The organism is Corynebacterium falsenii, assembly GCF_020099275.1.
In the GTDB taxonomy this organism is placed as follows: domain Bacteria; phylum Actinomycetota; class Actinomycetes; order Mycobacteriales; family Mycobacteriaceae; genus Corynebacterium; species Corynebacterium falsenii.
In genome coordinates, this window is sequence record NZ_CP083646.1 from 996970 (window position 1) to 1022287 (window position 25318).

General features: G+C 62.4%; 22 protein-coding genes and 1 pseudogene. 13 read left to right on the top strand and 10 right to left on the bottom strand.

Annotation, left to right across the window (positions count from 1 at the left end):
• Positions 1-17: 17 nt before the first annotated feature.
• The 3 genes from LA343_RS04405 to LA343_RS04415 all read right to left on the bottom strand — a co-directional run bounded on the left by LA343_RS04405 (position 18) and on the right by LA343_RS04415 (position 3303).
• Entirely contained in the window at positions 18-1727 is a 1710-nt protein-coding gene (locus LA343_RS04405; protein ID WP_052337513.1) for a 5-oxoprolinase subunit B/C family protein, read from the bottom strand.
• The gene (locus LA343_RS04410) at positions 1724-2491 is read right to left on the bottom strand and encodes a LamB/YcsF family protein (protein WP_025402145.1); all 768 of its coding nucleotides are present in this window, start codon (positions 2489-2491) and stop codon (positions 1724-1726) included. Before LA343_RS04410 ends, LA343_RS04405 begins: the two co-directional genes overlap by 4 nt.
• Before the next feature lie 143 nt (positions 2492-2634).
• Entirely contained in the window at positions 2635-3303 is a 669-nt protein-coding gene (locus LA343_RS04415) for a DUF3239 domain-containing protein (RefSeq protein WP_025402146.1), read from the bottom strand.
• 768 nt (positions 3304-4071) lie between these two features.
• Between LA343_RS04415 and LA343_RS11845 the strand changes: the two are divergent.
• A pseudogene (locus LA343_RS11845) lies at positions 4072-4341 on the top strand (alpha/beta fold hydrolase); the annotation flags it as partial.
• 48 nt (positions 4342-4389) lie between these two features.
• Here LA343_RS11845 and LA343_RS11720 read toward each other — a convergent pair.
• On the bottom strand, positions 4390-4536 hold the full coding sequence (locus LA343_RS11720) for a hypothetical protein (RefSeq protein ID WP_263436993.1): 147 nt from the start codon (positions 4534-4536) through the stop codon (positions 4390-4392).
• A 222-nt stretch (positions 4537-4758) separates the two neighbouring features.
• Here LA343_RS11720 and LA343_RS04425 point away from each other — a divergent pair, with 222 nt between their 5' ends.
• The 4 genes from LA343_RS04425 (at position 4759) to fepB (ending at position 8854) form a co-directional block, all read left to right on the top strand.
• Complete coding sequence (locus LA343_RS04425; RefSeq protein WP_052337623.1) at positions 4759-5745, top strand: FecCD family ABC transporter permease; 987 nt, start codon at positions 4759-4761, stop codon at positions 5743-5745.
• Between the two features lies 1 nt (position 5746).
• Positions 5747-6796, top strand: a complete 1050-nt coding sequence (locus LA343_RS04430; protein WP_052337624.1) for a FecCD family ABC transporter permease — start codon at positions 5747-5749, stop codon at positions 6794-6796.
• Positions 6796-7581: an ABC transporter ATP-binding protein gene (locus LA343_RS04435; RefSeq protein WP_025402150.1), complete on the top strand. Its 786-nt coding sequence runs from the start codon at positions 6796-6798 to the stop codon at positions 7579-7581. Before LA343_RS04430 ends, LA343_RS04435 begins: the two co-directional genes overlap by 1 nt.
• 181 nt (positions 7582-7762) lie before the next feature.
• Positions 7763-8854 (top strand): Fe2+-enterobactin ABC transporter substrate-binding protein, encoded by a 1092-nt coding sequence (fepB, locus tag LA343_RS04440; protein ID WP_224209219.1) that lies wholly within the window; start codon positions 7763-7765, stop codon positions 8852-8854.
• 19 nt (positions 8855-8873) lie between these two features.
• Here the strand turns inward: fepB and LA343_RS04445 are convergent, their stop codons facing one another.
• Positions 8874-10529 (bottom strand): DNA repair helicase XPB, encoded by a 1656-nt coding sequence (locus tag LA343_RS04445; protein WP_025402152.1) that lies wholly within the window; start codon positions 10527-10529, stop codon positions 8874-8876.
• 164 nt (positions 10530-10693) lie between these two features.
• Complete coding sequence (locus LA343_RS04450; protein ID WP_025402153.1) at positions 10694-13123, bottom strand: helicase-associated domain-containing protein; 2430 nt, start codon at positions 13121-13123, stop codon at positions 10694-10696.
• Positions 13124-13182: 59 nt separating this feature from the next.
• Between LA343_RS04450 and LA343_RS04455 the strand changes: the two genes are divergently transcribed.
• The 3 genes from LA343_RS04455 to LA343_RS04465 all read left to right on the top strand — a co-directional run bounded on the left by LA343_RS04455 (position 13183) and on the right by LA343_RS04465 (position 15742).
• Complete coding sequence (locus LA343_RS04455; RefSeq protein WP_025402154.1) at positions 13183-13371, top strand: hypothetical protein; 189 nt, start codon at positions 13183-13185, stop codon at positions 13369-13371.
• A 508-nt stretch (positions 13372-13879) separates the two neighbouring features.
• A complete protein-coding gene (locus LA343_RS04460) occupies positions 13880-14833 on the top strand; it encodes a hypothetical protein (RefSeq protein WP_144084479.1) in 954 nt (317 codons plus the stop codon).
• 57 nt (positions 14834-14890) lie between these two features.
• Positions 14891-15742 carry an HNH endonuclease signature motif containing protein gene (locus LA343_RS04465; protein WP_144084480.1) on the top strand — a complete coding sequence of 284 codons (852 nt, stop codon included), beginning with the start codon at positions 14891-14893 and terminating at the stop codon, positions 15740-15742.
• Between the two features lie 287 nt (positions 15743-16029).
• Here the strand turns inward: LA343_RS04465 and LA343_RS04470 are convergent, their stop codons facing one another.
• On the bottom strand, positions 16030-16734 hold the full coding sequence (locus LA343_RS04470; RefSeq protein ID WP_025402157.1) for a resuscitation-promoting factor Rpf1 domain-containing protein: 705 nt from the start codon (positions 16732-16734) through the stop codon (positions 16030-16032).
• Positions 16735-17972: 1238 nt separating this feature from the next.
• On the opposite strand from LA343_RS04470, the gene LA343_RS04475 reads away from it, so the two are divergent.
• On the top strand, positions 17973-18356 hold the full coding sequence (locus LA343_RS04475; protein ID WP_025402159.1) for a cold-shock protein: 384 nt from the start codon (positions 17973-17975) through the stop codon (positions 18354-18356).
• 42 nt (positions 18357-18398) lie between these two features.
• On the opposite strand, the gene LA343_RS04480 is transcribed toward LA343_RS04475, so the two are convergent.
• Both LA343_RS04480 and LA343_RS04485 read right to left on the bottom strand, forming a co-directional pair.
• On the bottom strand, positions 18399-18986 hold the full coding sequence (locus LA343_RS04480; RefSeq protein ID WP_025402160.1) for a DUF2771 domain-containing protein: 588 nt from the start codon (positions 18984-18986) through the stop codon (positions 18399-18401).
• Between the two features lie 30 nt (positions 18987-19016).
• Positions 19017-19898, bottom strand: a complete 882-nt coding sequence (locus LA343_RS04485) for a glutaminyl-peptide cyclotransferase (RefSeq protein WP_224209220.1) — start codon at positions 19896-19898, stop codon at positions 19017-19019.
• Positions 19899-20024: 126 nt separating this feature from the next.
• Here LA343_RS04485 and LA343_RS04490 point away from each other — a divergent pair, with 126 nt between their 5' ends.
• Both LA343_RS04490 and merB read left to right on the top strand, forming a co-directional pair.
• The gene (locus LA343_RS04490) at positions 20025-20777 is read left to right on the top strand and encodes a DUF3027 domain-containing protein (RefSeq protein WP_039911163.1); all 753 of its coding nucleotides are present in this window, start codon (positions 20025-20027) and stop codon (positions 20775-20777) included.
• Between the two features lie 27 nt (positions 20778-20804).
• Complete coding sequence (gene merB / locus LA343_RS04495) at positions 20805-21533, top strand: organomercurial lyase (RefSeq protein WP_081737269.1); 729 nt, start codon at positions 20805-20807, stop codon at positions 21531-21533.
• 48 nt (positions 21534-21581) lie between these two features.
• Here merB and hchA read toward each other — a convergent pair whose 3' ends face one another.
• The gene (hchA, locus tag LA343_RS04500; protein WP_052337625.1) at positions 21582-22511 is read right to left on the bottom strand and encodes a glyoxalase III HchA; all 930 of its coding nucleotides are present in this window, start codon (positions 22509-22511) and stop codon (positions 21582-21584) included.
• Positions 22512-22847: 336 nt separating this feature from the next.
• Between hchA and LA343_RS04505 the strand changes: the two genes are divergently transcribed.
• Together LA343_RS04505 and LA343_RS04510 are read left to right on the top strand one after the other, a co-directional pair.
• Entirely contained in the window at positions 22848-24347 is a 1500-nt protein-coding gene (locus LA343_RS04505; protein ID WP_025402165.1) for an NCS2 family permease, read from the top strand.
• A gap of 24 nt (positions 24348-24371) precedes the next feature.
• A complete protein-coding gene (locus tag LA343_RS04510) occupies positions 24372-25304 on the top strand; it encodes a TrmH family RNA methyltransferase (protein WP_039910864.1) in 933 nt (310 codons plus the stop codon).
• The last annotated feature ends 14 nt before the right edge of the window (positions 25305-25318 follow it).

The window sequence follows — 25318 nt, forward strand, 5'->3', positions numbered from 1 at the left end:
GCTGAGAGGGGTCGCCCCTAGGGCTCGGGATTGCGCAGGTCGGTCAGCACGAACCGCACCGTGTCTCCGGGCGCGAGTTGCCCGGCGGCATCGAGGTCGTCGTCGATAACCGTGGCGATGACCGGGTAACCGCCGGTCACCGGGTGATCCGCAAGGAATACGACCGGCAGACCGTTCGGTGGCACCTGCACGCTACCGTGCGTCATGCCCTCGCTGGGCAGCTCGTCGGTACGGGAGCGGCGTAGTGGCTGGTCACCGGGCACCTGCATCCGCAGGCCCACGCGGTTCGACGTTCCCGACACGACCCATTCGATCTCCGTGAATCGCGCTAGCTCCTCGGGGTCGAACCAGTCCGCTCGCGGCCCGGCCACGCATCGCAGCTCGGTCGGCGTGGATGGGTCGTGGGGTTGTTGTGGGTTGACGCCACCAGCCACAGCCGATCGGATAACCCCATGGGTTGCGACCCGGGTGGCGTCGTCCGGGTGAGCCGAGAGGGTATCCCCATCCTGAATAGGTGCGGGACCAAGCCCGGAGAGGACATCGGTGGAGGTGGAGCCCAGGGTGGGGACGGCGTGGAAGCCGCCACGCACCGCCACGTAGGAGCGCAAGCCGGAGCCGGGTGCACTGACGGGTTCCACGCTGACGGTATGCCCGGCCCGGATGAGGATGGGCTGCGCTAGGCCGCGGGCGTGGTTAGCTTGCTGTGGGGTGGTGAGTTCGATGTGGGCGGCGGCGCCGGTGATGGCCACGACGGTGTCCGTGAGCGCCCGGAGGCGCAGGCCGCCGATGTTTTCCAGGACCGTGGCCGAGCCGGAGTTCCCCACGGCATCATTGGCGGCCCAGGCGCTGGCGCGGTCGGCGGCGCCGGAGGGATTCACCCCGACGTCCCCAAAGCCGGGGCGGCCGGAATCCTCGAAGACGGTGAGTAGCCCGGCGCTGTCGACGTGGAAGGCTGGCTGGGCGGGAGCGTGGTGGGCGGGGTTTGTGGTGGGTTTTGGGCTAGCGGTGGTGCTGGGTTCGGTGGTGCGGGCCGTGCTGTGGCTTGTGCGGATGGATTCCCGCTGCGCTGTGTAGCGCACCTCATCGCCGGGGTGGAGAAGGGCGGGGTTATCGGGGTTGGTGGTGTCCCACATTGGCAGATCCGTGTGGCCGATGAGCTGCCAGCCACCGGGAGAAGAGCTGGGGTACACCGCGCTGAATGACCCGGCGAGGGCCACCGAACCGGCTGGCACCGAGGTGCGCGGCGAATCCTTGCGGGGGACGTCCCAGGTGACGCTGTTATTGGAAGATTCTGACGGTGCGGGCGCGCAATACGTGAATCCTGGGGCGAAGCCGCCGAAGGCCGCGATCCAGCGTTGGGAGGTGTGGCGAGTGATGAGCTCTTCGGTGGAGACGTGCAACATTGCGGCGAGTTCGGAGAGGTCGTCGCCGTCGTAGACCACGGGAATGGTCACGGTTGATGCGGCTGATTCATCGCGCGTGGCAGGAGTGGCCTTGGCCAGGTGCGACCACGCGCGCCGGGCGGCGTAGGCGGAGGAGAAGGTGAAAAGGATCGTGGTCGCTGCGGCAATGACGTCCCGCTGTCCCGCCAGGGGAGAGGCGGAGAAGTGGTGGTGCCAGTCCATGACGGTTTCCAGCGAGCTACGGTTGCCGAGGTCAACGAGGATCGCGCGATCTCCTGCGGCGTGGAGGCGCGGCCGCAGGGCGCGGTGTGTGGGGTCGCTCATAGGAAGCTCGCAATCTCCACGCCGTTGCTGCGCAGCGCCTTGGCCACGGCCGAGGCCAAGGCGACCGCGCCGGGAGAGTCGCCGTGCACGCACACGGACTGCGCATCCAGGGCGACCGTGCTGCCGTCGCGGGCCTCCACGGTGCCGTCGCTGGCCATGCGCAGCACTCGTTCGGCGACCGCGCGAGGATCGTCGATGACCGCGCCGGGCTCGCGGCGGGAAACCAACGTGCCGTCGGGGTTGTAGGCCCGGTCGGCGAAGGCCTCGTTGATGACCCGCAGGCCGAACTTCTCAGCGTAGGTTCCCGCCACTGATCCCGGCAGGAGCATCACGGGCAGGTTCCGGCTGAACGCCGCGATGCCATCGATGACGGCCTTGGCTTGCTGCTCGTGGTGCACGATCGTGTTGTACAGCGCGCCGTGGGGTTTGACGTACTCCACGCGGGTGCCGTGAGCCTGGGCGAGCGCGTCGAGGGCGCCGATTTGGTACAGAACTTCGTCAGCCAATTCGGCGGGAGAGTAGTCGATAAAGCGGCGGCCGAACCCGGGGGCGTCGTTGTAGCCAACGTGCGCGCCGATCACAACGTTGCGGGACGCCGCCTCGGCCACGGTGGTGGCGATGGCGTGAGGATCGCCCGCGTGGAAGCCACAGGCCACATTGGCGCTGGAGATGATGCCAAGCATGGCGGCATCGTCACTGACGGGATTGCCGCCGGTGGTTTCACCCAGGTCGGCGTTGAGGTCAATGGTGTGAGCCTGTGACATATCGGAGATCTCCTTTCGCGACAAGAGCCGGCAGACCGTGACTACGGATACCAAGCACAAGGCCGCACAAAGCACAAAAGCAGCAATTGTTCAACAATTACTGCTCAAGGATAAGGGAAAAATATTCTCTTCGCTATGTGGCGCTACTTTTTCGCACCATTGCCCTCCAACACTAGGACATTGCGCTTGGTTTTCTTCACGTCGTCCAGCTTATTCATGCTGGACTCCAACCTCTTCCACTTATTTGTGGGAATGGCCCGCTCCGCTTCCTTCCATACCTTCTCGTGCGGGGTTCCCCACGCGATGGGCATGGGGGAGATTTCCTCGTACACCTTCGGGCCGCGAGACGGGCGATAACCGGTCACCGCCACGCACGGCACCCGCACGCCCAGTTCGCGTGGCACACCAGGGATGGAAGTGACGGTGCGCAGTACCAGCGCGGGCACGTCCTTGTCGGGATTGGCCTCGTCGCCATTAGCGTTGGCCAGGCACATGATCACCATGTCCCGGGGATTGACCTCCGCAATGATGGCCGGAGCTAGCTTGTACATGTTGTAGTGCTCCTGCGGGCTCCCCATCTGCTTCGGCAACACCGGGATGAGGATGAGACACAGCAGCGCAAAGAATCCCAAGGAAATGCCCACCGCGATGGACAGCAACTTCACGCCGACCACAGCGAACGTGATGGCGATGATCACGATAAGGATGACCGCCAGGATGGCGGCGGAAATCTGCATCCGCTTGGCGTCCCGCAGAAACTCGTTGTGCTTGCGGGCGTAGGTGTCGTCGACGTCGAACGGGAAATCGGTCATTGTACTTTCGTCCAATCTTTGTGGCGGGCGCGTCGGCTGGGTCGCTCGCTCGGTGTGACTCTAGTTTGGCATGTGGTGCGGCAAAGCTCGCAACCTAGTTGGAAACGTGGGTAGCCAACTGCACGCCCACGCCAAAACGTGTCCAACGCTGCACTCTCGATCCGTTATTATTTCGGTATGCCTATCCTAAACTTTCGATATGATCCCTCGGCGCTGAATGAAGGCGATCCGGTATCTCACGTCTATTTCTATTGCGCTCCTGTCCATGATCACCATGCTCCTCAGCTGCCGGTGATGACGCAACGAGCGGACGGCACGTTTCACGCGAGCGTTGATATCCCATCGGATGCCATGGGCTCCTTTCTGGTTGCGCCTGTTGACGCGGAGGTCGCTCGAAAAATGCGAGAACTGAGCAGGGGTACTCCTGGTGATACACAAGCACGTTGGCACGAGCTGCTTGCGCATAGTGTGGCTCCCAACGTCTGCCGCACGGTCGTGTCGATTGACCCTCCGGGAGTATTCGTAGAGTCCTCGATGTCCACGGAATCTGGACGGGTTAGTATGCCGGATGCGCCTCCTCGTCCTGGGTGGCCTGAGGGGTTAACTCAATTTCCTCATGGCGAGGGGTGGAAGATGGAGGTTCTTGCTGGCAAGACCGCGTGGACCGCTGGATCATCCGATTCTTCACACTTGCTTATTCTTTTCGACGCCGCCATGTGGCTGGACACTGGTCTTCCGCAGGTGCTTGCCGAGATGGCTGCTTCAATGATGATTCCGAATATCCGCGTTATTGCTATTGATACGCGGGAGGATCGTTCTCGGATCCTCGGGTGTTCAGAGGATTTTGCGCAATGGGTTGCCCGCGACTTGCTGCGCTGCCTGCCTTCCCGTCCGGCGCACTGCGTCGCTGTCGCGGGACAGAGCCTTGGGGGGCTTACGGCGGCGAATATCGTACGGCTGCACCCCAATCGAATAGCGCGGGCAATCGCTAATTCTCCGAGCTTCTGGTGGCCTACTTTTGGTGGACGTGCTGGTGGAAGGATGGCAGAGCTCTGCCGCGACTCAGAAACTCTTCATTGCCTGAGATCAACTGATGCCGAATTCTTCTTTTCCGTCGGTCGAGGTGAAGGAGGGGGTGGAGGCGTCGGGATGGTAGAGCATGCCGGAGCTGTTGCTTCCGTCCTGTCCGGGGCTGGTGTGGAGTGTGCGGTTGAAGTGACGAACACTGCTCATGAGATGGCTGCGTGGGAGGGGGCCCTGACGCGCGGCATTATGCACATGTGGGGAGAACCTCGAGACTATGGATTAACAGTATAGGTTCGGCTATCCTTACTTTCTGTGAAAGTAGCGAAATGGTCTCGCGCGCTGGAGACCCCAGAGGGTCACGCAGGTCGTTTACGTGCTCGAGCTGGGATCCCCAGATACGCGGCGACGTTAGCGATCTTGGTGGTCATGATGGTGTGGAGCCTTACCGTGGGATCGCGTGCGACACCGTTGTGGGATTCTGTTGTGGCGATCCCAGATGCGATCCGCTATGCGCTATCCCCAACCGATAGTCCGTTAGTGGGCAATCCGGATAAGCATGCGCAGCTCGCGGTGTTAATTGGCGGCCTTCGCTTGCCTCGGACACTTGTTGCGCTTCTGGCGGGGGCGGCTTTGGGGCTTGCGGGAGGGATCATCCAGGGACATACTCATAACCCCCTCGCCGAGCCGGGGGTGTTAGGGATTAATGCAGGAGCCGCTGCGGCGTTCATTGGGGCAGCCTACGCAGGGGTCGAGCTGCATCACATAGTGGGTACCGTTGTTGCTGTTACTGGAGCTGCAGTGGTGACCGTTGTGGTCTTTGCTTTCTCCACGGCGGGGAGGGGAACAATGGATCCAATGGCCATGGTCTTGGCTGGAGTTGCGCTCACGGCTTTGCTCATGGCGTGTGTCAACGCCATGGTTTTGGCGAGTGCCGAGGCGCTGGACGCCTTCCGTCACTGGGCCACGGGTTCTGTCGAAGGAGCCACGATGGCCACGGTGTGGGCAGTGGCACCGATCGCGCTAATTGGGTGTGTACTCGCCTTTTCCCAGGGTAGAGCGCTCAATCTTATGGATCTCGGAGGGGCTTCCGCTCATGCGTTGGGGTTGTCCGTTCGGCGCGCACGAATGGTGGGGATTGCGTCAATCGCACTCCTTGGGGGCGCCGCAGTTGCCGGCGCTGGCCCCATCACATTTGTCGGCCTTGTGGCTCCGCATATCGTGCGTCGTTGGACCGGCCCCGACTACCGACGCATTCTTCCGTACTCTGCCGCAGTTGGTGCCGCTTTGACCCTCGGGGCGGATATGATCGGCCGAGTTATTATTCAGCCCGCCGAGTTGCAAATGGGAATCGTGCTCGCCATCGTGGGCGCTCCGCTCTTTATTGGCCTCATTCGCAGTGGAAAGGTCGGTGGGTGACATGAGGGTGCTCCGCTGTGCGAACGTCTCGGTTAGGGTTAACTTCCGACTGATCAGCGTCACTGTCCTAGCCCTGGCACTGGTCGCCATCCTCATTGTCCTTCAGCTGATATCGGGCGATTATCCTCTGAGTATCCGGGATGTAGTTTCTGTTCTTGGCGGTGGGGGATCGTCGATCGAAAGAACACTTGTTCTCGACGTGCGCGCAGGCCGAGCCTTCGTAGCTTGCGTGGTCGGTGCAGCTCTAGGCTTTGCCGGAGCGCTCACACAGTCGGTGGCGCGAAACCCGTTAGCGAGCCCCGATACGCTGGGTATTACTCAAGGTGCTGCGTGTGCGGTCGTGCTCGCTATAGCTGGGGCGGGAACGTTCCTACCAGCGGGCCTGTCGGAGATGTTGGCCAGCTTGGGCCTACCTCTCGTCGCAATTGTTGGTTCGCTCGCATCTGGAGCTGCAGTGTGGTGGTTGGCTGGATCGAGGCGGGATTCCCCCGTTCCCCTTGTGCTCATCGGGGTGGGGTGTGCGATCTTGTTGCAGGCTGTGAGTACTTGGGCATTGGTTGCGACAAACATTGACCAAGCCGCATCCGCGCGATTGTGGCTTGCGGGATCACTGAATGGCAGAACGTGGGAGCAGGGCATGCCGGTGTGTGTCGCCATTGTCATCGCGTGTGCACTGTCGGGATGGTTGAGCTTCAACCTGTCGGCGCTCAGTTTGGGCACGAACCTGTCGCAGTCCTTGGGTCTCAACATCAAGCAGGCACAACTTGCTCAACTGGTTGTGGCCGTGATCCTCACTGCGCTAGCAGTGAGTGCAGCCGGCCCTATTGGTTTTGTCGCCTTCGTGGTGCCACAGATTGCACGCGTGATCGGAGGAACGCCGTTGCCTCCCCTCGTCCTCTCCCTTGTGCTGGGTGCCGCGTTGTTGCTCGGTGCAGATTACGTAGCGGCGATTCTGCTACCCCGGGAACTGCCCGTCGGCATTGTTACGGCGTTCTGCGGTGCTCCGGTTCTTCTTACCCTGGCATTCGTGGCAAACAGAAGGGCTCAGTGATGAAATCGAGCTTTGCAATCAGCAATCTCAGCGTTAGCTACGGTGACCGTTCGGTTCTGCATGAGCTTTCTGTAGATATTCCGCAAGGAAAAGTGACGACTCTCATCGGGCCCAACGGATGTGGAAAGTCGACACTGCTCAATAGTTTGTGTGGCTTGATGCCCTACCAAGGGAGCATTACGTACGAGGACACGCCGATTATGGGACTACGATCTCGTGAGCGCGCCCGCCGAATTGCTCTACTGCCTCAGAGTCCTACTGCTCCGGAACATATGACGGTGTTTCAACTTGTGGCTCGGGGTCGACATCCGCATCAATCGTGGTTTTCTCAGTGGTCAGCGCAAGACGAATTGATCGTTCGACAGGCGCTCAGAGCAGTCGGCATGGAGTGCCGTGCGGGTTCGGAGTTGCAGCACCTATCGGGCGGGCAACGGCGGCGCGCATGGATCGCGATGGCGCTGGCGCAAGACACCCCGACAATACTGCTCGACGAGCCCACCACCTACCTCGATCTGGCACACAGCATTGAGGTGCTGCGGATCGTACGAGGCTTGTGCGACCGGGATGGCAAGACGATAGTGATGGTTCTCCATGATGTGAACCTCGCAATTCGTTATTCCGACATTCTCCTTGCCATGGAAGCCGATGGTTCGATTGCGGCAGTGGGTACACCGTGGGACGTGATCAGCGCGGAGATGCTGAGAAGGACGTTTGGACTCCGGGCGATTGTGGTCAATGATCCAGAAACCGGTGGTCCCCTCGTCGTTCCGCGTAAAGACTACTGAGTCCACGTACAGGTCGAACTTTCACCGATGGAACCCTTGTGTTTATCACCGCTCAAACATAAAATAAATTAAGCCTTACCTAACTAGTTAGGCGTCCAGTGGTGGTGCCTCCGACCTGAGCGGCTGCGATTCGCATGATCGCACGGGGAGCATCCATGTCAAGCACCAAGATCGTCCAGCAGTGATAAACGAAAGGAACGTTGATTTGTTCACCAAGAGGTCCCATATCGGTCGATATACTGCAGCCTCAATTGCGAGCCTGTTGGCTCTGAGCCTCGCATCGTGCTCAGAGCGCTCTTCCGAACCGATGGACACTGCCACCCAATCCACGGCCTCTCAATCTGCCACCTCCTCGGAAAAACAGGGGCAATGGCCGCGCACCATTGAGTCGCTCGATGGTGATGGAAAGAAGACAGAGGTGACGATTGAGCATCAACCCGAGAGAATCGTCAGCACTTCAGTCACTCTCACCGGAAGCCTTCTAGCTATTGATGCTCCAGTGAAAGCGACCGGCACCGTGAATAATCGACCTCCGCTAGCCAACAGCCAGGGATTTTTCACCCAATGGGCTGATGTAGCCGACCAGCGTGGCGTGGAACCCATCTACCAGGGGCAGCCTAGTGTTGAGGCAATTCTGGCTCAGAAGCCCGACCTCGTTGTCATGAGCTCTAGCGGGCAGGATTCAGCGATTGACCTGTATAACCAGCTCGCTGGGACGGTCCCCACCTTGGTTGTCGATTATTCGCGCCAGGGATGGGAAGACACAGCTCGGGCACTCGGGAAGGCGACAGGTCACGAGTCTGGTGCCGAGGATGCTATCCACCGGTACGACGAGCGCGTCAAAGAAGTGAAAGAATCCATCACGAAGCCGGAGCAGCCGGTCAATATCGTGTCCCTAGCCAAGAACAACGGCGGGTTAAATTTCTGGACGAAGAATTCAGCACAGGGGCGGGTGTTAACAGATCTGGGCTTCGATGTGGCTCAGCCCCCAGAGAATCTTGTCGACACCACGAGCCAATATGCTAAACGAAAGGATGCCCGCCCGGTCTCCGCAGAAAACAGCGCCCTTGCGCTGACCGGCAGATCGATATTCGCGTTGAACGCAGATGGCAAGACTAAGCCTTCCGAGGCAATGGCGCAAAACCCGCAGTTGGCAACGGTCCCGGCGGTGAAAGATGGGCACGTTTACGATCTAGCTCCCGAGGATTTCCGTATCGACTATTACAGTGCAATGAACATGCTCGACGAGATCAAGAACTTCTTTGCCAAGTAGCTCGGGGCTTGTTGTACCCCTAGGCTTCCGGCAGGTCGATCGAATCCATAATGCGATACCCGTATCCCTGCTCCGCGAGGAAACGCTGGCGGTGTGCCGCATAGTCGGCATCTAGTGTGTCACGAGCAACAATGGAGTAGAAAAAGGCTCCGCCCCCATCCGGCTTCGGTCGCAGAATCCGGCCCAGCCGCTGCGCTTCCTCCTGGCGGGACCCAAACGTTCCGGAGATCTGAATCGCCACTGATGCACCGGGCAGGTCGATGCTGAAGTTCGCGACCTTGGACACCACGAGCGTTTTGATCTCGCCATCGCGGAACTGCTGGTAGAGCTTTTCGCGCTTGGCCGTTCCGGTCTTGCCGTCGATGACCGGCACGTCCAGCTCTGCGGCGATCTCCTCAAGCTGGTCGATGTACGCGCCGATGATCAACGTGGGCTCATCCGGGTGCATTGCCATGATCCGGCGCACCACCTTGTTCTTCGTCGGCGTGGTTGCCGCCAGGCGGTATTTATCCGATTGCTCGGCGGTGGCGTACACCATCCGCTCGGAATCGGTCAGTTGCACGCGGACTTCGGTGCAATCAGCCGGAGCGATCCACCCCTGGGCCTCGATGTCCTTCCACGGCGCGTCGAAACGCTTCGGGCCGATGAGGCTGAAGACGTCGCCCTCACGACCATCCTCACGAACAAGGGTCGCAGTGAGCCCTAAGCGCCGACGTGACTGCAGGTCGCTCGTCATGCGGAATACGGGGGCGGGCAGCAAATGCACCTCGTCGTAGATGATGAGGCCCCAGTCGCGGGAATCAAACAGCTCCAGCGCCCGGAACTCGCCTTTCGTCTTGCGCGTGACCACCTGGTACGTGGCGATGGTGACGGGGCGGATTTCTTTCTTCTCGCCGGAGTACTCGCCGATCTCATCCTCGGTGAGGGTGGTGCGTCGCAGCAACTCATCGCGCCACTGCCGACCCGCCACGGTGTTGGTCACCAAGATCAACGTGGTGGCCTTAGCCTTGGCCATCGACGCGGCGCCGACCATCGTCTTGCCCGCACCGCAGGGCAGGACCACCACGCCGGAGCCGCCCTCCCAGAAGCTATCCGCGGCCATCTCCTGGTAATCACGCAGCGACCACTGCTCCACCTCGGTAGACAAGTCGATCTTGTGAGCCTCGCCATCGACATACCCCGCTAGATCCTCCGCGGGCCAGCCGACCTTGAGAAGCTCCTGCTTCAACCGGCCACGCTCGGAGGGATGCACCACCACGGTGTCCTCATCGAGCTGCTGGCCCAGCATCGGCTTGATCTTCTTGTGCCGTTGGATCTCCGCCAGCACGGCGCGGTCCTTGCTTTCCAAAACCAGGCCGTGGGCCGGATTCTTCGCCAGGGTCAGCCGGCCGTAGCGGTCCATCGTGTCCGCGATGTCGATGAGCAGCGGCTGCGGCACGGGGAACCGTGAGTACGTCTCCAACACGTGCATGACCTGCTCGGCATCGTGGCCGGCGGCTCGGGCGTTCCACAGGGCGAGTGGGGTGATGCGGTAGGTGTGCACGTGCTCCGGGGCGCGTTCGAGCTCCGCAAAGGGCGCCAGGGCGTTGCGCGCCTCCTGGGCCTGCTCGTGGTCGATCTCTAGCAGTACGGTCTTATCCGACTGGACGATCAATGGTCCGTTTCCGATACCCAACCTGGATGCCTCTTCCATTCCTGTGTGGCTACTCTGCGGCTACTTACCTGCCATGGTGTGGCCACCGTGTTGCCTTGGTGTGTCCACTCCGTGACCCGCTTACCTGCCATAACAGCGCTTCGCGCCGCACGGCCCGCAAACAAACCATGCTACCCGCTTTCTAACTAGGCGTTCGCCACGGACGTCAAGCGGTGCGGCTGCAGCGTGAAGCTCTCGCCTGAGATCTCGGACACCACCGCGATCACCGACGGGCTCATCATCACCACGCTCACCCGGTCGTGCACCGGCTCGCCTTGCCGATTGGCGTACGCGAGCTCCACGATTGTTCCGGAGGCATAGGCGTTCTTCAACGCGCTCATCATGCCCCGGAGATCGGTGACCACCTGGGGCGATCCGGCGCCGCCAGCTCCACCAGGGCCACCGGCGCCACCCAGGCCGTCCTGGATGTCCGCCACGGACCGGCGGAAAGCCTCCACTGCGGCGTCGATCGTGCGATCCAACTCGGCGAGACTCTCCGCATCTGGGCCTTGCCACGCACGCCGCGGCGCCTCGACGAGCACTGCGGCCATGTCGTCCATGCCGTCTCCGCCGAATGCCCGCCTCGTGGGGGTGGCAGCTCCCTCGGCGAGGGCGCGCTGGGCATCGGCGATGAGGTAGCTCAACGATTGCGGCACACCAGACGCCCCGCCCATCGCCTTGGATTGGAGGAACTCGAGGATCTCGTCGGCGCTCGCGCCTCCTCCGAGGGCGCGCAACAGTGACTCCTTCGACACTCGCCACACGCTCGCCATGCCCGCCGATTCCTGATCGGCGATCCGCGCGAGCATGGCTGCATCGTCTGCGCTCAGCAGCCCCGGTGCCATGATCGTGTGGTCGGCCTGGATGATGAGCGTGTCCACCGGTGCCGGCAGCACCGATTCGAGGCGCTCGGCGAGGTCGGCCACGGGGTCGGGGCAGTCGCCGGCACGCACGCGATCGAGCGTGTCCGCGAGTGCTGTGGCGGCGCGCGTGGGGACCATTGGCACGTCGGCTCCGCGACTGGACGCACGCCGGGTGGGGGCGGCCACGAGGCCCACACGTGCGGCCTCGTCCCAGACCTGTGCCCACGCGACCTGGGAGATTGACCACGTCAATCCCGGAGATCGACGCCACAACGCATCCCTCGCCCGCTCCGGCAAGGGAGTGACCTCCGGCGATCCGCTAGGGGGGTTGTCAGTGGCGCACAGCGCTGGGAGGATCCCGCGCAGCTGACCGGCGCGACCCACAAAGAGCTCGGGGTCGAAGGCGCGTAGGGTGTCGTCGAGAAACCAGGGGGCGTACGTGGAGGACGACCAGCCGAGCAGCAACAGCGCCCACGCACGTGCCGGAGACGCGGTGACGAAGTCTCGGGCGAGGGTGGTGGCCGACCAGACGTCGCTGCGCAGACCGGAGCGTTCGGTGGGCTCGATCGCGCCGAGGGCGGCGAGGTTGGCGTGGACGAGCCAGGTGAGCTGGTCTTCCACGGTGGCTGGGTCGAGCGAACGGCGGCGGGCCACTTTCGTGAGTTCGCGGATGCCGAGGCCGCCGGAGGTCAGCGGGCTGAGTGGTTGGGCGGCGAGGTCGCGGACGGAGTCGGCGAGTTCTTGGACGAGCTGGATGGCGGTGGCGGTGCCGGTGTCGGTGGCAGATTGGGTGGCTTGGGCGGAGGGGGCGGTGGTGGTGGTCTGGGCGGAGGAAATGGCGGGTGAGGGGGTGTAGGTGCCGCCAGGGGGAGTGATCAGCGTGCCGCGGAGGTGCTGCTGAATGCGCCCGGACAGGCGAGCGGTGTGGTCGTCGAGCTGATCCAGGATTCCATGGCGAACCATGGTGGGCAGGGGAGCGTCGGGGTTGGCGTCTGGGTTCAGCGACGCCGAATGACCCACGCCGCCAGCAGTAAGCAGCGTGGTAAGCAGGCGGCGTTGACGCGGAGGCAGGTCGGCCACGGCGCTGGGGATCTCCGCGGTGGGGATGGGGCAGGCGGTGGCATCGACGAGCCGCCAGAGCTGGGCGGTGGTGGGCTGGAAGAGCTGTGGGAGTTGGGGAGGTACTTTGAACTCGCCGATGGGGTGCGCTAGTGAGGTGCTGTGCGCGGCTGGGCTGATAGGCGCGGCGCTGAGTGGGCTGCTGTGCGCGGCGCTGGACGGGTCGCTGGGTGAGCCGTCGAGGCTAATAGCCGGACCGAAGATCAGGCCCCAACGGGTGAGCGAGGCGATGGCCGCGGTGACGTCCGCGCGAGTGGGGCGGTGATCGGGGGTAGTGCCCGCGATGTCGAAAAGCTCCCCGAGGGTTTCCACGATGTCGTCCTCGGTGGCGGGATGATGGGCCGCATCGATCTCGCTGGCTGCGTGGAGGACAGCAAGCTCCATCGCCGAGAGGTGAAGCAAGGCGGCCGAGGATTCCGGTTGTTTGCGCAGGATATGCCGGGTGTGTTCGGGAAGCGTCCCGGTGAGGTTGTCGATGAGGTCGGCGGAACCAGCATTGACCAACCGGTGCAGCAGTGCGGCGATGGTGGCGTCGGAGTGCGATGCGAGCCACTGCGCATAGGTGGGGAAAGTCTGTTCGTCCTGCTGATTCATAGCCTTTTCATGGTAGCGCTAAGTAGCGGAAGGCCAAGTTTGTGTGGAAAGATGAGACCATGGCTAACGTACAGAAGAAGGGCTACGTCGATCCGGGCTGGCCCACCGATATCCCCGAAGGTAAGCACGCTGTCACCGAGCTCGTTGCCCACTCCGCTGGTGCCCTGAGCCCCTACGGTGATATTGAGTTCCCCGTGGATCCTTCCACGCTGCCGTACGTGCACCCGTACACCCGGATCAACAAGTAGTTTCCCGGTAGTCTTTCGGCGGGTTGATATCATCCCGCGCGAATCCGCGTGACTGCGCGCCTGCCTTGTCGCAGGCTCGGCGGTCGTCTGGTGGGTTTCGCGCGGGATTTTTCTGGTTCTTGGGGGGGGGCTGAGGAGCGGCGGGTTGTTTTTATCCGACGCCACTAGCCTGCCGTTCGTTGGGGTGGGTTCGGGTGCTTGCAGGTAGTGCCTGCCCAGACATTTGTGCGGCCGCTGCATCGCCTGCGCCCGTATCACCTTCATCTAGACAGAGCGATCGGATATTTTTCGAAAATATTCCCGAAACCACTTGTCGAATGTCGCACTCGTCTGTACTATAGAAACCAACAACACCACACGGGGACACCACACCACGGGGAAACATCAAGACCGGCTCGGATATGCCGGTTTCTTAGCAGGTATGTCGGGGTTTATTCCCGGTGTGTCACGGATACAGCAAGACCATAGAAGAAACTTTGTAGGGGAATCATCCAGGGGGAAGGTCACCATGACCACCACACCACACACCACAGAACCGATGAGTCGAGACGAACGCACAATCGATACCGCTAGTGACTTAACTACGCTTGTTGATCTCATCGAAGCATCCATGGCCACGATCACCGATATCCTCACCAACCCCACCGCCGAGCTATTCCACACCCACCGCACCGACATCATCCGACTGTTGAAAACCATCAGCCACACCGACACCCTGTACGCCGCATTCGCCTACGCCGCCCACGAAGCGGGCATCTCCCGCGCGGCGGGCACGACACGAACCTCGACCTACCTCGCCAGGTTGTTGGACACCTCCGAATACCAAGCACGACAGTGGATCAACCTTGGCATAAGCCTGTATAAACCACCCGAACCACCAGCAGACAAGACGACCACCAACGGTGAGGATGACGCAGCCAACGGTGAAGACTCAGCTGATGATGCTGTCCAGAACCGTGCCGACCAATTAGCCGAACGTCGTCGGGAACACGAAGCCCACCAAGCACATTTGGCTGCCCAGGCCCAGGCGCGGAAACAAGCCCGGAAGCTCTCTGATACGAAACTGGCTGAGATCAACCGCGAACTCGAACACCTCCACCCCAGCCTGCACCAAGAGCATCACCACATCCTGTTCGACAACGCCACCGCCATGGCAGCCACCACCACCGTCGAAGACCTGAAACTTACCTTGCGTAATCAGGTCCGGACGTTGAATAGCTCTGTGGTGGATCCGACCGCTGACTACCGGGCACGCAAACTCCTCTGGTCACCCGCCGACACCCATGGCAATGTGCGTGTTACCGCCGTGCTACCTAGGACTGGGCATGCGTTGCTGGAAACACTGATGTCACCGGCACGGCTAGCGGCCTTTGACCGCAGTCGTGGGGTGAACATAGACGAGGACCGTAGGACCATGGCTCAACGCCGGGCGGATGTGTTTATGGCGATGTTGGAAACCTGAGCCGAGGATGCTGACGCCGCCACCGCACCACGCACACGGGGGTTGGCCTCTTTGGTGGTGGCACTGTCGGCTAAGGATCTCACCACACTGCCCACCAACACCACCAATGATGACGTCGGTGCCGGTGCCATCACTACCGGCACTATCGGCCACAGCTCGAGCGGTGCCGTTGGTGCAGCCCCTGCAGCACCTCCCACTGCCGAGTCGGTCAACGCACCTGGCGTGTGGTTCCCCACCAACACCAACGCACGGTTGCACCCGATCGATATTCTTCGACTGGGCTTGGCTGAGCATGATCTCGGGGTGGTGCTTGATCCGGATTCCGGACGCACCCTGACTGCCGCGCGGATGAAACGGCACGCCACGGTGGAGCAGAAGCTCATGCTCGTGGCTGAGCAGCTGTGTTGTGCGTATCCGGGGTGTAACCGGGCTGCGGTGGACTGCGATGTTCACCACATCACAGCCTGGTCCCAGGGGGGACGCACGAGCATCGATAATTTGACGTTGTTGTGCCGGACGCATCACCGGATGAACCGTGATCAGCATGACGGTGGTGCCGGTATGGGCCATGCCGAGGTTGATCCGGATTCCGGACGCGTCGGGTGGCGGGAAGCCCGCCACAACCATGAGGGGTTACCGGACTTGCCTGGGGCGCCACCACCAAACACCACACCAAAGACAGATCCATCACCGTCTGGGTCACCGGTCACCGAACCTTCAGGGTCGGACACGCGCGTGCGCCCGCGTCCGCATCCTCGGTTGAGTGACACGGTTGTGGTCAATACGTCCACCACCGCCAGCCAAGCCCCCGGAGCCAAGGTGCCGGACCAGGACTGGGGCAGCACGGAGGTCCAGGCACTATTCGACCCACCACAGCCACCAACACGCCACAGTGATCGAGCATCATGACCGACCACCGACACCCAGCAACCCAGCACCGAGTACCACCTGACTTCAAACCCGAACCGAGCCAGCCGATCCGGAATCCGGACGCAACCACACCACCTGTGCCCCGCCAAGCAACGACCTTCGCTACCCCGGCCTGGTGTTCAAAGCCGGGTCTGAAAACGGCTCGTGCATGCAAAAGACCCCCACTTCAACGCGTGGAGGTCTAATACCGTGCACGTCAGGTAGCTGCCTTAAACGCCTCAGCGCTTACCCGGCAGCCGACCAGTACCAGTTCGGCTACGGGAGGCTTAGCGGGGCAGAGCCGCCTGCAGCTGAGCTGCGTAGCCCTGGACCTGGTTCTGAACCTGGCCGGTGATGCCCTGAGCCTGATCAGCGATGCCCTGAACCTGGCCAGCCACCGGAGCAACAGCGTTGCTCAGCTGGGCGCGGAGGCTCTGGTAGAGGTCGGTGACCTGCTGGGGAACGGCCACGCCAGCGTTGCGGGCCTGCGCGACAATGCCGTTGTAGATGTCGTCGAGCTGGCCAACAGTAGCGGCCTGTGCGAGCTGCTGGTTAGCGGCAGCTGGGGTAGCAGCAGCGGCAGGAGCCGGAGCTGCTGCGGGGCGACCCGGAGCGGTGCGCGGGGTCGGTGCGGAGTTTAGGCCCAGCTTCTTAGAGCAGGAGGGCCATGCACCCCAACCCTGTGCGGCCAGCACGCGCTCGGCTACGACGATCTGCTGTTCGCGGCTAGCGTGGTGAGCGAAGGCGCCGAACTCCTGGCCACCGAATGCGTTCCAGGTGCCTGCGGAGAACTGCAGGCCGCCGTAGTAGCCGTTGCCGGTGTTGATGTGCCAGTTACCGCCGGACTCGCACTGTGCGAGACGGTCCCAGTCGGAATCGGGGGCTGCGCTGGCAGTCGGAGCCAGGATTGCGGAGCCCGCAGCCACGGCCACACCGGCTACGGTCAGGCGTGCAGCGGTGGAGAAGCGGGAGGTCTTGGTGTTGAAAGCCATGCTTGTAGAGTGTCCCTTCGGGTTCTTCGGTCCTCAGAGCTCCCCGGTTTTTCCCTTGATGTGGGGAGCGTAGAGCGGTGGAGAACCGTTCGTTTCGTTTCTCGATCAGTCCCCGGTTCGGTAGGTGAAGCGCCAGAGGCGACCATCCCCGCACCGGGTTGTTGGGAACTAACGCTAACGGTTTATTACGAAACAGTCACGCCCAGATGCCGCTTCGGTCACGGTGTTGGAAGGTGAACGGCAATCAAAAATGCCCCTCACGCTGGAAGTTATCCATTTGAACCCAATTCGTTACCGAATCGTAATGTGATTAAGATCACATGTTGCTGTGACCTATGTGAAATATGTGATTTCCCCTGTGGGCCACAGGGGTCGCTCTAAGAGGCAGGATTGACGTCGGGTTTAAAGGTCGAGCTGAAGGCCCGAGAGGTGCCGCCCCAAGCGACTACTTCTCCTAGATCGTCAGTGTCTTCCTTGTCTCCGACATAGACGTAGTCCCTGACAGAGACAACAGTCATCCGCAGTTACACGGTTCGGTAGTTGAACCGCCACCGCGCGGCGGGTATCCTTGAGCCTTTAATTCAGCAGATACGTCTCCCACAGCGTGGGGTTGCAATCTGGCCGCACAGTCGCGCATGACCACCATCGAATCTGGGCCAATCCGAGCCAATCCAGACGAAACCGGACCAACCCATACGGATCCCCGCGAATGGTGATGATGGCGATGGTGGCAGCGATGATGAAAGTAAGGAGGTCGCACCGATGGTTGAATTGCCGTGCATAACGGTGTCCACCCTGTGCAGACGCGATCCCTGCCGACATCATCGGCGCTCGCGGCTCCGGCATAGCTTCTAGACTTTTTCTTTTTCTCGACGCCGCCACGCGCCCCACACCAGATCCATCTCTCAGTTGCCACAGTGTGAACCCGAAACGCGGATGGGATGTCGCGCCAAGCGCCGACGATGCCCAAAGACGATGTGCAGAGGCGGTGTGCAGATCGGTAGAAACAGCCTGTAGAAACAACCCGCAGACACGGCCTGTAGTCACGATCGTTAGTCGCAGCTCGCACTGAACCTCGGGCCGCATCACCTGAGCAATGAGGCACCGGATAATGAGGCACCAGCGGACGCTGAGGGAGTGGAAGCTGGTGGGGTCGAGGCAAGAAGAGAAAACGAGCAAGAAGCGTCGGAGAAAGTTCACGCAACCCCGCTAATCAAATCAACAGGAGGAACAAACCAATGCCCACCGGCAAAGTGAAGTGGTACGACCCAGAGCGCGGCTACGGATTCGTCAGCAACCCCGGCGACGAAGATGTGTACGTGGGCTCCCAAGTGCTGCCCGAGGGCGTCACGGAGCTCGTCAAGGGCCAGCGCCTCGAGTATGAATTCGTGGCCGGGCGCCGCGGGCCGCAGGCCCTGACCGTCACCGTGCTCGACGAGGGCCCGCGCCGCGCCAAGCACAAGTTCTCCACCGAGCAGCTCCAGCAGATGGTGCAAGACACCATCACGCTGCTGGATTCTCGCGTGCTGCCGGGCCTGCAGTCCGGCCGACGCCCCGACAGCAAGGAAGGCCGCCAGATCGCGGAGATCCTGCGGACTATCGCCCGCGAGATCGACGCTTAGGGGCGCTCGCTAGGGGCGCTGTCGGGGGAGCGTCGGGGCCGTTTACTTCTCGACCTGAAGCGCCCACACGGTGCCGACGGGCGTTTGCTCGCCGTTGCCGTCGAGGCCGATGAGCATGGTGTGAACCTCCACCACGGCCAGCTTCGGGGTGGTGCCGTCCGCGGCCTTCTTATCGGAGGTCGTCTGGATGGTTATTTCCTGCTTTTCGTTGGCCTTGAAGTAGCTCTCGGCATTCGCGCCCGGGTCATCGAAGATCTGCAGCAGGGACCAATCGTGGTCGTAGACGTCCTGCGGGATCTTCAGCGTGAACTCCTTGGCATCGCCCACGTGGAGCACGAAAGGCTCGCCGGGCTTGCAGTCCTTGTCGCCGATCTGGCAAGCGGAGTACGGGGGAACCTCCGTTTCCTGGCCGTTCACCACGGCCGTGATGCGCTGATCCTGTGGCAGGGTTTCGATCTGGTCGTCTTTCCAGCGGTTGTAGAAAATCACCGCCGCGATAATCACCACGACCACCGCGAGGATCGCCAACGCCGTGGCGAGCTGCTTACGCTGCTGCTTCCTGCGTTGCTGCTTGCGGCTGAGCTTCTTGGGCGCGGGCGTGTTGGTGGTTTGTTCAGCTGAATCACTCACGGTGTTGATCCTAGAGCACACGCTGTGCTGTTACCGCCTCGGCTGGACTGTGACCTCATACAGCTCGTCCCACCACTTGCCCGTCATGTAGAACCGCGGCGGCGTGGATCCCGGCACCTCGGCGATGCCGTTGAGTACATCGGCGCCCGGTTTCGTCGCGGCGGGAAAGGTGTTCGTAGTATCCAGCACGCCGGTGACCTTTCCGCTGGCCGGGTCGATCCGGTAAATCTGGTTGGTCTGCCACACGTTCGCCCACACGGTGCCGTCGGTGGCGCAATCGAGCTCGTTGAGCATGCTCGTCGGTTGCCCGGCGAGAGTGACCTCGACCGTTCCGGTCGGTTGGAACGTGCCCGGGTCACGGAAGGTGAGGGTGCCGGAGCCGTCGCTCATAACCAGCCGGTCCTGCTGGGCGCACAGGCCCCACCCTTCGCCGTCGTAGCTGGCCTCGCCGATTTGTTGCAGGGTGTCCGCCGCGCGCTTGATCGCCTTGCCGGCCTTCCACGTCAGCTGCCACACGATCGGGTGGGCGGGGTCGGCCGGGTCGTTGGTTTGTGTCACGCCCTCGCCAAAGAATTCGGGTGGCAGGTCGTGGCTATCGCTTTGCTGACCGGCCAGCGTGGAGTGGTAGATCCGCGATTGTCCGTACTGCCCGGTGCCCACGAGCAGCTGGTCGGGGCCAGTTACCTGCAGGCCCTGGGTAAAGCTCGTTTTGTCCCAGGGATGCGTTGCCACGATTGTGGCTTCTAATTGTTCGACGCCACCGTCTGCTTGTCCAGCGGCATTCGTGGGGTCGGAAGAATCCCCGCTGCAGGAGGTGAGCATCAGCGCTCCCGTCATGAGGGCGGCGGTGATTGCTGCGCGTGGTGGGTGGCGTCGAGTAAAAGAAACAGGCGAGAAGGCGGCGATACGCATGGAGACCATCTTGCCGTATACGAGGCGGCGTGGGACAGCAACGTGGCGAACGGAGCTAATAGAGCTGATGGAGCTAATGGAGCTGACGAATGGGAATGGATGGGTGAGGCGGGCATAATTGGAACAATGAGTAACCGGAGAAGAAAGCGGCGCCCGGCCACCGACCCGATCCTGCTAAGCCCAGAGGCGGTCGAGGTGGCCCGCGAGGTCGTGGAGGAACTCGGCGAGGAGCACGTGGGGGAACACATCGGCGTGACCGTCACCGAGAGCGGGGCGGTGGTGCACCGCTTCCGCAGTCTCATGCCTGGGTATAAGGGATGGGAATGGATCGCCGTGTTGGCGAGCGTGCCCGGCAGCGGCGAGATCACGGTGAATGAAGTCAGCCTGCAGGCAGGTAAGCAGGCCACGCTGGCGCCGGAATGGGTGCCTTACGAGGACCGAATTCAGCCCGGCGACCTGGGCCCCGGGGATATCCTTCCGCCTCGGCACGACGACGAGCGGCTAGTCGCGTGGTCAGAACTAACCGACGGCGATGGGTTCGTGCGCAATCCGCGTTCGGAGCAGACGCTCTCGCGCGAAGGGCTGGCCGAGGCGCTGGATCGCTGGCGCGCCGGTGAGTACGGCCCGCACAGTGAGTTCGCGAAGCAGGCCGATATGACGTGCGAGACGTGCGCGTTCTACTTGCCGCTGGATTCGGCGGACAATGAGGTTGGCGTGTGTGCCAACGAGTTCTCGGCCGATGGGCGCGTGGTGCAGGAGGATTACGGCTGCGGGGCGCACTCGGCGACAGAGCCGGAGATGATCGGCGACACGCTCGGCCACGGCGGGCGGGAGTATGGGGCCTACGACGACAGTGGGGTGTCGCGCTGGGCGGAGTGATGTGGCGAGGCTGCTACGATGGCTTAAATGAAAAATATTGCCAGTAGTGAAGTGTCGACGGAGGCTGTTGCGGAGGCCTTGGCCGATCGGCTCGACGCCGCATTTGGATTTAGCTCGGGTGGGGCGGAGGTCTGGCTGCGGCTGGCCCAAGGATTGCGGTACGGACCGGTCGACATGGGGGAGTGGGACGCGAAGAGCCGCGAGCGGGTGCTGGCTTTTCCGGCAACGGAGTTTGGGGACGTGGAGTCTGCGGGGGCGGAGTGTGTGGGGGCGGAGTGTGTGGGGGATGTGGTGGAGGGAAGCATCGTGACCAGGCGCCCCACCGTGCACGAGATTCGGGGGCTGGCAGGAGGGGACTACCAGGCGTGGACGTGGTGTTTCTTCGATGCGCTGCTCGTTCACGTGACTGGAAGTGAGGCCACGCAAATCCGCTCGGAGTGTCCACGGACGGGCGAGGCGATCGTGGTGAATCTCCGAGAGGGAACACTGGATTCGTCGCGGGCCCAAGGGGACTGGGATGGTCGGGAGCTGAGCGTCTCGCTGCCAGTTCTGTTTACCCCGGGCGCGAACTTGCGCGAAGACTTCTGCTGCCGCTCGCGGGTGTGGGCGGTTCACCCCGATGCGATGCGCGAGGCTGCCCAGGCTACCGGGGTTGGTGGCGCCGGGCAGGCGGGCGTTGTCTATGTCTCCATAGAACAAGCGCTGCGCATCACCGAGATGGTGGCGCAGCGCTTGGGGCTGACGGCTTCTTGGTAAAGGCCTTTGTAGAAACCTTCGTGGAGGCCGTCGTTGGAGGTCGGGGGGTTACTTATTGACCGCTTCGATAAAGGCGTCGGCTGCCAGCTTGCCCAAGGAGTGGGCGGCCAGCGGGCTGTCGCCGCTGAGGAGCAGTCCGTCGCGGTGAACGGTGCCTGCCATGTCATCGTTGACTAGCGTCAGCCCCTGCTTCTTCAGCTCCTCACCGAAGAGGAAGGGCATCTCGCCGGGGACGTAACCCGCATCCTTGTTCGGGCCCTTGTCCAGACTGTCGGGGAAGACGGCAACCTCGTAGCCCTTGAAGCGAGACTCGTCACGGCCCACGCCGGAGGCCAGCAAGGCGGCCGGCCCGTGGCACAGAGTGACAACGAAACGCTCGTTATCCAGCGCCCAGTCGAGAGTATCGCGCACCACGGTGCTGCTGGGCAGGCCGTTGAGGGCTCCGTGTCCGCCGGGGATAAACACGCCGAGGTAATCGGAGTCCGCGCCGAGGGTCGGCTGGAGCTCGGTGAGGTTGAGCGGGTGGCGGAACTTGTCCTCGAGGGCGTTCATGGTCTCGACAACGGCATCATCGTCGTCGGCCATGGCCCACCATTCGAACTTCACCGGGTTGCCGCCGAGGGTCGCGACATCCACGCCGAAGCCTGCGTCGAGCAGGTGCTTCAGGGGGAGGGCGGTCTCTACCGGGTGGTTGCCCGTGGAAAAGAGGGTGCCATTGCCCATCTCGAGGTAGCGTTCCTCGGTAGCGATGACCAGAACCTTCCAGCGGCCTTCGGTGTACTCGCCCTTGTGTTCGGTGCCGTCGAAGTCTGTCTTGGCGGACGTGTTCTGCGACAGGGAGTACTGGGAGGGGAAGAAGGCGTTCTTCTCGGCGGGATCGGGGGTTGGCCGCTTGCTGTTTTGGGTTTCTTGAGTTTCTTGAGTGTCTTGGGTTTCTTGGGTGTCTTGGGTTTCTTGGGTGTCTTGAGTATCGCTCATGGTGCCCACAGTACGCCTGCGCCTATCAATAGCGCCACACACTTAGGTAAAACCTAGGTGCTTGTCAGATAAGCCCCTTCTTAGTTGCATATTCATGCCAGACGGTGGTTTCTTTAAGATCTGACTATAAAGTCAGACGTTTCATGAATGACCTCCACGTATTCGATGTACTGCACGTACTCAACGTGGCTAAGTGACTAAGCAACTACGTAGCTGAGCAGTCAAGCAGCTGAGAACCTGAGCGTCTCAGCGGCTGAGCGGTTCAGCGCCAACCATCCTTTTTGGGCTCGCGTTCCTCGGCACGCGCCCCCTGACGCATGGGGAGACCCCGACCACATGGCAGACCACACAGCAGATCGCACAGCAGATCGCACGGCAGACCACACAGCAACAACCGGAAAAACCGGCTTCCTCGACCGTTACTTCGACATCTCGAAACGCGGCTCCACCATCGGCACCGAAGTTCGCGGTGGCGTGGTCACGTTCTTCGCGATGGCGTACATCATCATCCTCAACCCCCTCATCCTCGGCACGGGTGCGGACCTCAACGGAGACGTCCTCGGCACCTCCCGCGTGGCAGCAGTCACCGCCCTCGCCGCGGGTGTCATGACCATCGCCTTCGGCCTCATCGCCAAGATGCCCTTCGGCATCGCCGCCGGCCTGGGCATCAACACCCTCGTGGCCGTGACCTTCGTGGCCTCCGAGGGGCTGAGCTGGCCCGAGGCGATGGGACTGGTGGTGATCGACGGTATCGTCATCGTCGTCCTCGCCGTGACCGGCTTCCGTGAGGCCGTCTTTAACTCCATTCCGGCTTCGCTGAAGTCCGCCATCGGCGTGGGCATCGGCCTGTTCATCGCGCTCATCGGCCTGGTCGATTCCGGCTTCGTACGCCGCCTGCCCGACGACGCCCACACCACCGTTCCCGTGGGCCTCGGCATCAACGGTTCCATCGCCTCCTGGCCGACCTTCGTGTTCATCATCGGCCTGCTCATCTGCGGCACCCTGGTGGTGCGTGGCGTGCGCGGTGGCCTGTTCATCGGCATCGTTCTGAATACGATCATCGCGCTCATCGTGGAGCATTTCGCCGGCGCCGGCCCCTCCATGGTGGATGGCAAGCCGAACCCCAAGGGTTGGAGCCTTGCCGTTCCGGGCATGCCCGATTCTCTGGGTGGCGTGCCGGACCTGTCGCTCGTGGGCGCGGTCGATCTCTTCGGCGCCTTCACCCGCATCGGCGCCCTCGCCGCAGCGTTGCTGGTGTTCACCCTGGTCCTCGCCAACTTCTTCGACGCCATGGGCACCATGACCGCCCTCGGCAAGCAGGCGGGGCTTGTGGATGAGCACGATCGTATCCCCAACCTGCGCACCGCCCTCGTGGTCGAGGGCGCCGGTGCCGTCGTGGGCGGTGCCGTGTCCGGTTCATCTAACACCGTGTACGTGGACTCCGCCGCTGGTATCGGCGATGGCGCCCGCACTGGCCTGGCCAACGTAGTGACCGGCCTGCTGTTCATCGTGGCGATGTTCCTCACCCCGCTCTACGAGATCGTCCCCATCGAGGCCGCCGCTCCCGTGCTGGTCATCGTGGGTGCGATGATGATGGCGCAGATCCGCGACATCGACTTCAGCATTTTCCAGATCGCCCTGCCTGCGTTCCTCACCATCGTGATCATGCCGTTTACCTACTCCATCGCCAACGGCATCGGCGTGGGCTTCATCGCCTACGTGGCAATGGCGCTGGTCAGCGGCAACGCCAAGAAGGTTCACCCGTTGCTGTACATTGTGGCGGCTTTGTTTGTGGTCTACTTCGCCGTGGACCCCGTGATGAATGCTTTGCACTAGTCACGGCGGGTAAACTCACGTGTCGTGACTTCAGCTTTGCCCCGCCCCATCCGCATCGATGACCCCGACGACCCGCGCCTGGACGACATTCGGGATCTCAACTCCTCGGATAATCGTCCGGATCTGCCCGGCGGGAAGGGACTCGTCATCGCCGAGGGCCCGCTGGTCGTTCCTCGGCTCCTGGCGAGCCGCTATCCCGTGCGGTGTGTGGTGGGCTTTCCCGGCAAGCTGGATTCATTTTTGTCTTCTTTGTCATCCGACGCCACCACGCTGCCCACCGACCAGCCCGTTCCGGATTGTTACGTGGTGTCCCGCGAGACGTTGAAACAGGTGGCTGGCTTCGACATGCACCGTGGTTTGGTGGCCGCGGCGGATCGGGTGGAGCCCGCCACGGTGGGCGAGGTCCTCGACGAGGTCGACGCCCGCTGGGAGGCCGGGCAGGCCAGCGGCATCGTCGCGGTGCTCGAGGGCGTGGGGGATCACGAAAACATCGGGGCGCTTTTCCGCAACGCCGCCGGCTTGGGCGTGGATGCCGTTCTCTTCGGCGCCGCCACGGCCGATCCCCTGTATCGCCGCAGTGTGCGCGTGAGCATGGGGCACGTTTTGCGCACCCCGTTCGCGAAGTTCCCCGGCACCACGACGACGTGGCAGCACGATCTCACCGAACTTACCCGACGCGGCTACACCGTCATTGCCCTTACGCCGAACACGGATGTGTCGCTACAGGAAGCGGTGGCCGAAGCTCGAGCGCGTGCTACCAATGCTGGCGCAAACAATGCCGGTGCGAATAGTGCCCGAGCGCGGGTGGCCATCATGGTGGGAGCCGAGGGGCCGGGCCTCACGGAGCACGCCATGCGGGCTGCGGATATCCGCGCGGCGATCCCGATGGCACCCGGCACTGACTCCCTCAACGTGGCCACCGCCGCGGCGATCGGGTTCTACGCCGCAGCGCACTAGCTGGGCTCAGTGAA

What these genes read in the sequence shown, in the direction of transcription:
- LA343_RS04405 (WP_052337513.1), bottom strand. Translation starts at nt 1,727, where the DNA reads ATGAGCGACCCCACACACCGCGCCCTGCGGCCGCGCCTCCACGCCGCA.
- LA343_RS04410 (WP_025402145.1), bottom strand. Translation starts at nt 2,491, where the DNA reads ATGTCACAGGCTCACACCATTGACCTCAACGCCGACCTGGGTGAAACC.
- LA343_RS04415 (WP_025402146.1), bottom strand. Translation starts at nt 3,303, where the DNA reads ATGACCGATTTCCCGTTCGACGTCGACGACACCTACGCCCGCAAGCAC.
- LA343_RS11720 (WP_263436993.1), bottom strand. Translation starts at nt 4,536, where the DNA reads ATGAGCAGTGTTCGTCACTTCAACCGCACACTCCACACCAGCCCCGGA.
- LA343_RS04425 (WP_052337623.1), top strand. Translation starts at nt 4,759, where the DNA reads ATGGTGTGGAGCCTTACCGTGGGATCGCGTGCGACACCGTTGTGGGAT.
- LA343_RS04430 (WP_052337624.1), top strand. Translation starts at nt 5,747, where the DNA reads ATGAGGGTGCTCCGCTGTGCGAACGTCTCGGTTAGGGTTAACTTCCGA.
- LA343_RS04435 (WP_025402150.1), top strand. Translation starts at nt 6,796, where the DNA reads ATGAAATCGAGCTTTGCAATCAGCAATCTCAGCGTTAGCTACGGTGAC.
- LA343_RS04450 (WP_025402153.1), bottom strand. Translation starts at nt 13,123, where the DNA reads ATGAATCAGCAGGACGAACAGACTTTCCCCACCTATGCGCAGTGGCTC.
- LA343_RS04455 (WP_025402154.1), top strand. Translation starts at nt 13,183, where the DNA reads ATGGCTAACGTACAGAAGAAGGGCTACGTCGATCCGGGCTGGCCCACC.
- LA343_RS04460 (WP_144084479.1), top strand. Translation starts at nt 13,880, where the DNA reads ATGACCACCACACCACACACCACAGAACCGATGAGTCGAGACGAACGC.
- LA343_RS04470 (WP_025402157.1), bottom strand. Translation starts at nt 16,734, where the DNA reads ATGGCTTTCAACACCAAGACCTCCCGCTTCTCCACCGCTGCACGCCTG.
- LA343_RS04475 (WP_025402159.1), top strand. Translation starts at nt 17,973, where the DNA reads ATGCCCACCGGCAAAGTGAAGTGGTACGACCCAGAGCGCGGCTACGGA.
- LA343_RS04485 (WP_224209220.1), bottom strand. Translation starts at nt 19,898, where the DNA reads ATGCGTATCGCCGCCTTCTCGCCTGTTTCTTTTACTCGACGCCACCCA.
- LA343_RS04490 (WP_039911163.1), top strand. Translation starts at nt 20,025, where the DNA reads ATGAGTAACCGGAGAAGAAAGCGGCGCCCGGCCACCGACCCGATCCTG.
- merB (WP_081737269.1), top strand. Translation starts at nt 20,805, where the DNA reads ATGAAAAATATTGCCAGTAGTGAAGTGTCGACGGAGGCTGTTGCGGAG.
- hchA (WP_052337625.1), bottom strand. Translation starts at nt 22,511, where the DNA reads ATGAGCGATACTCAAGACACCCAAGAAACCCAAGACACCCAAGAAACC.
- LA343_RS04505 (WP_025402165.1), top strand. Translation starts at nt 22,848, where the DNA reads ATGGCAGACCACACAGCAGATCGCACAGCAGATCGCACGGCAGACCAC.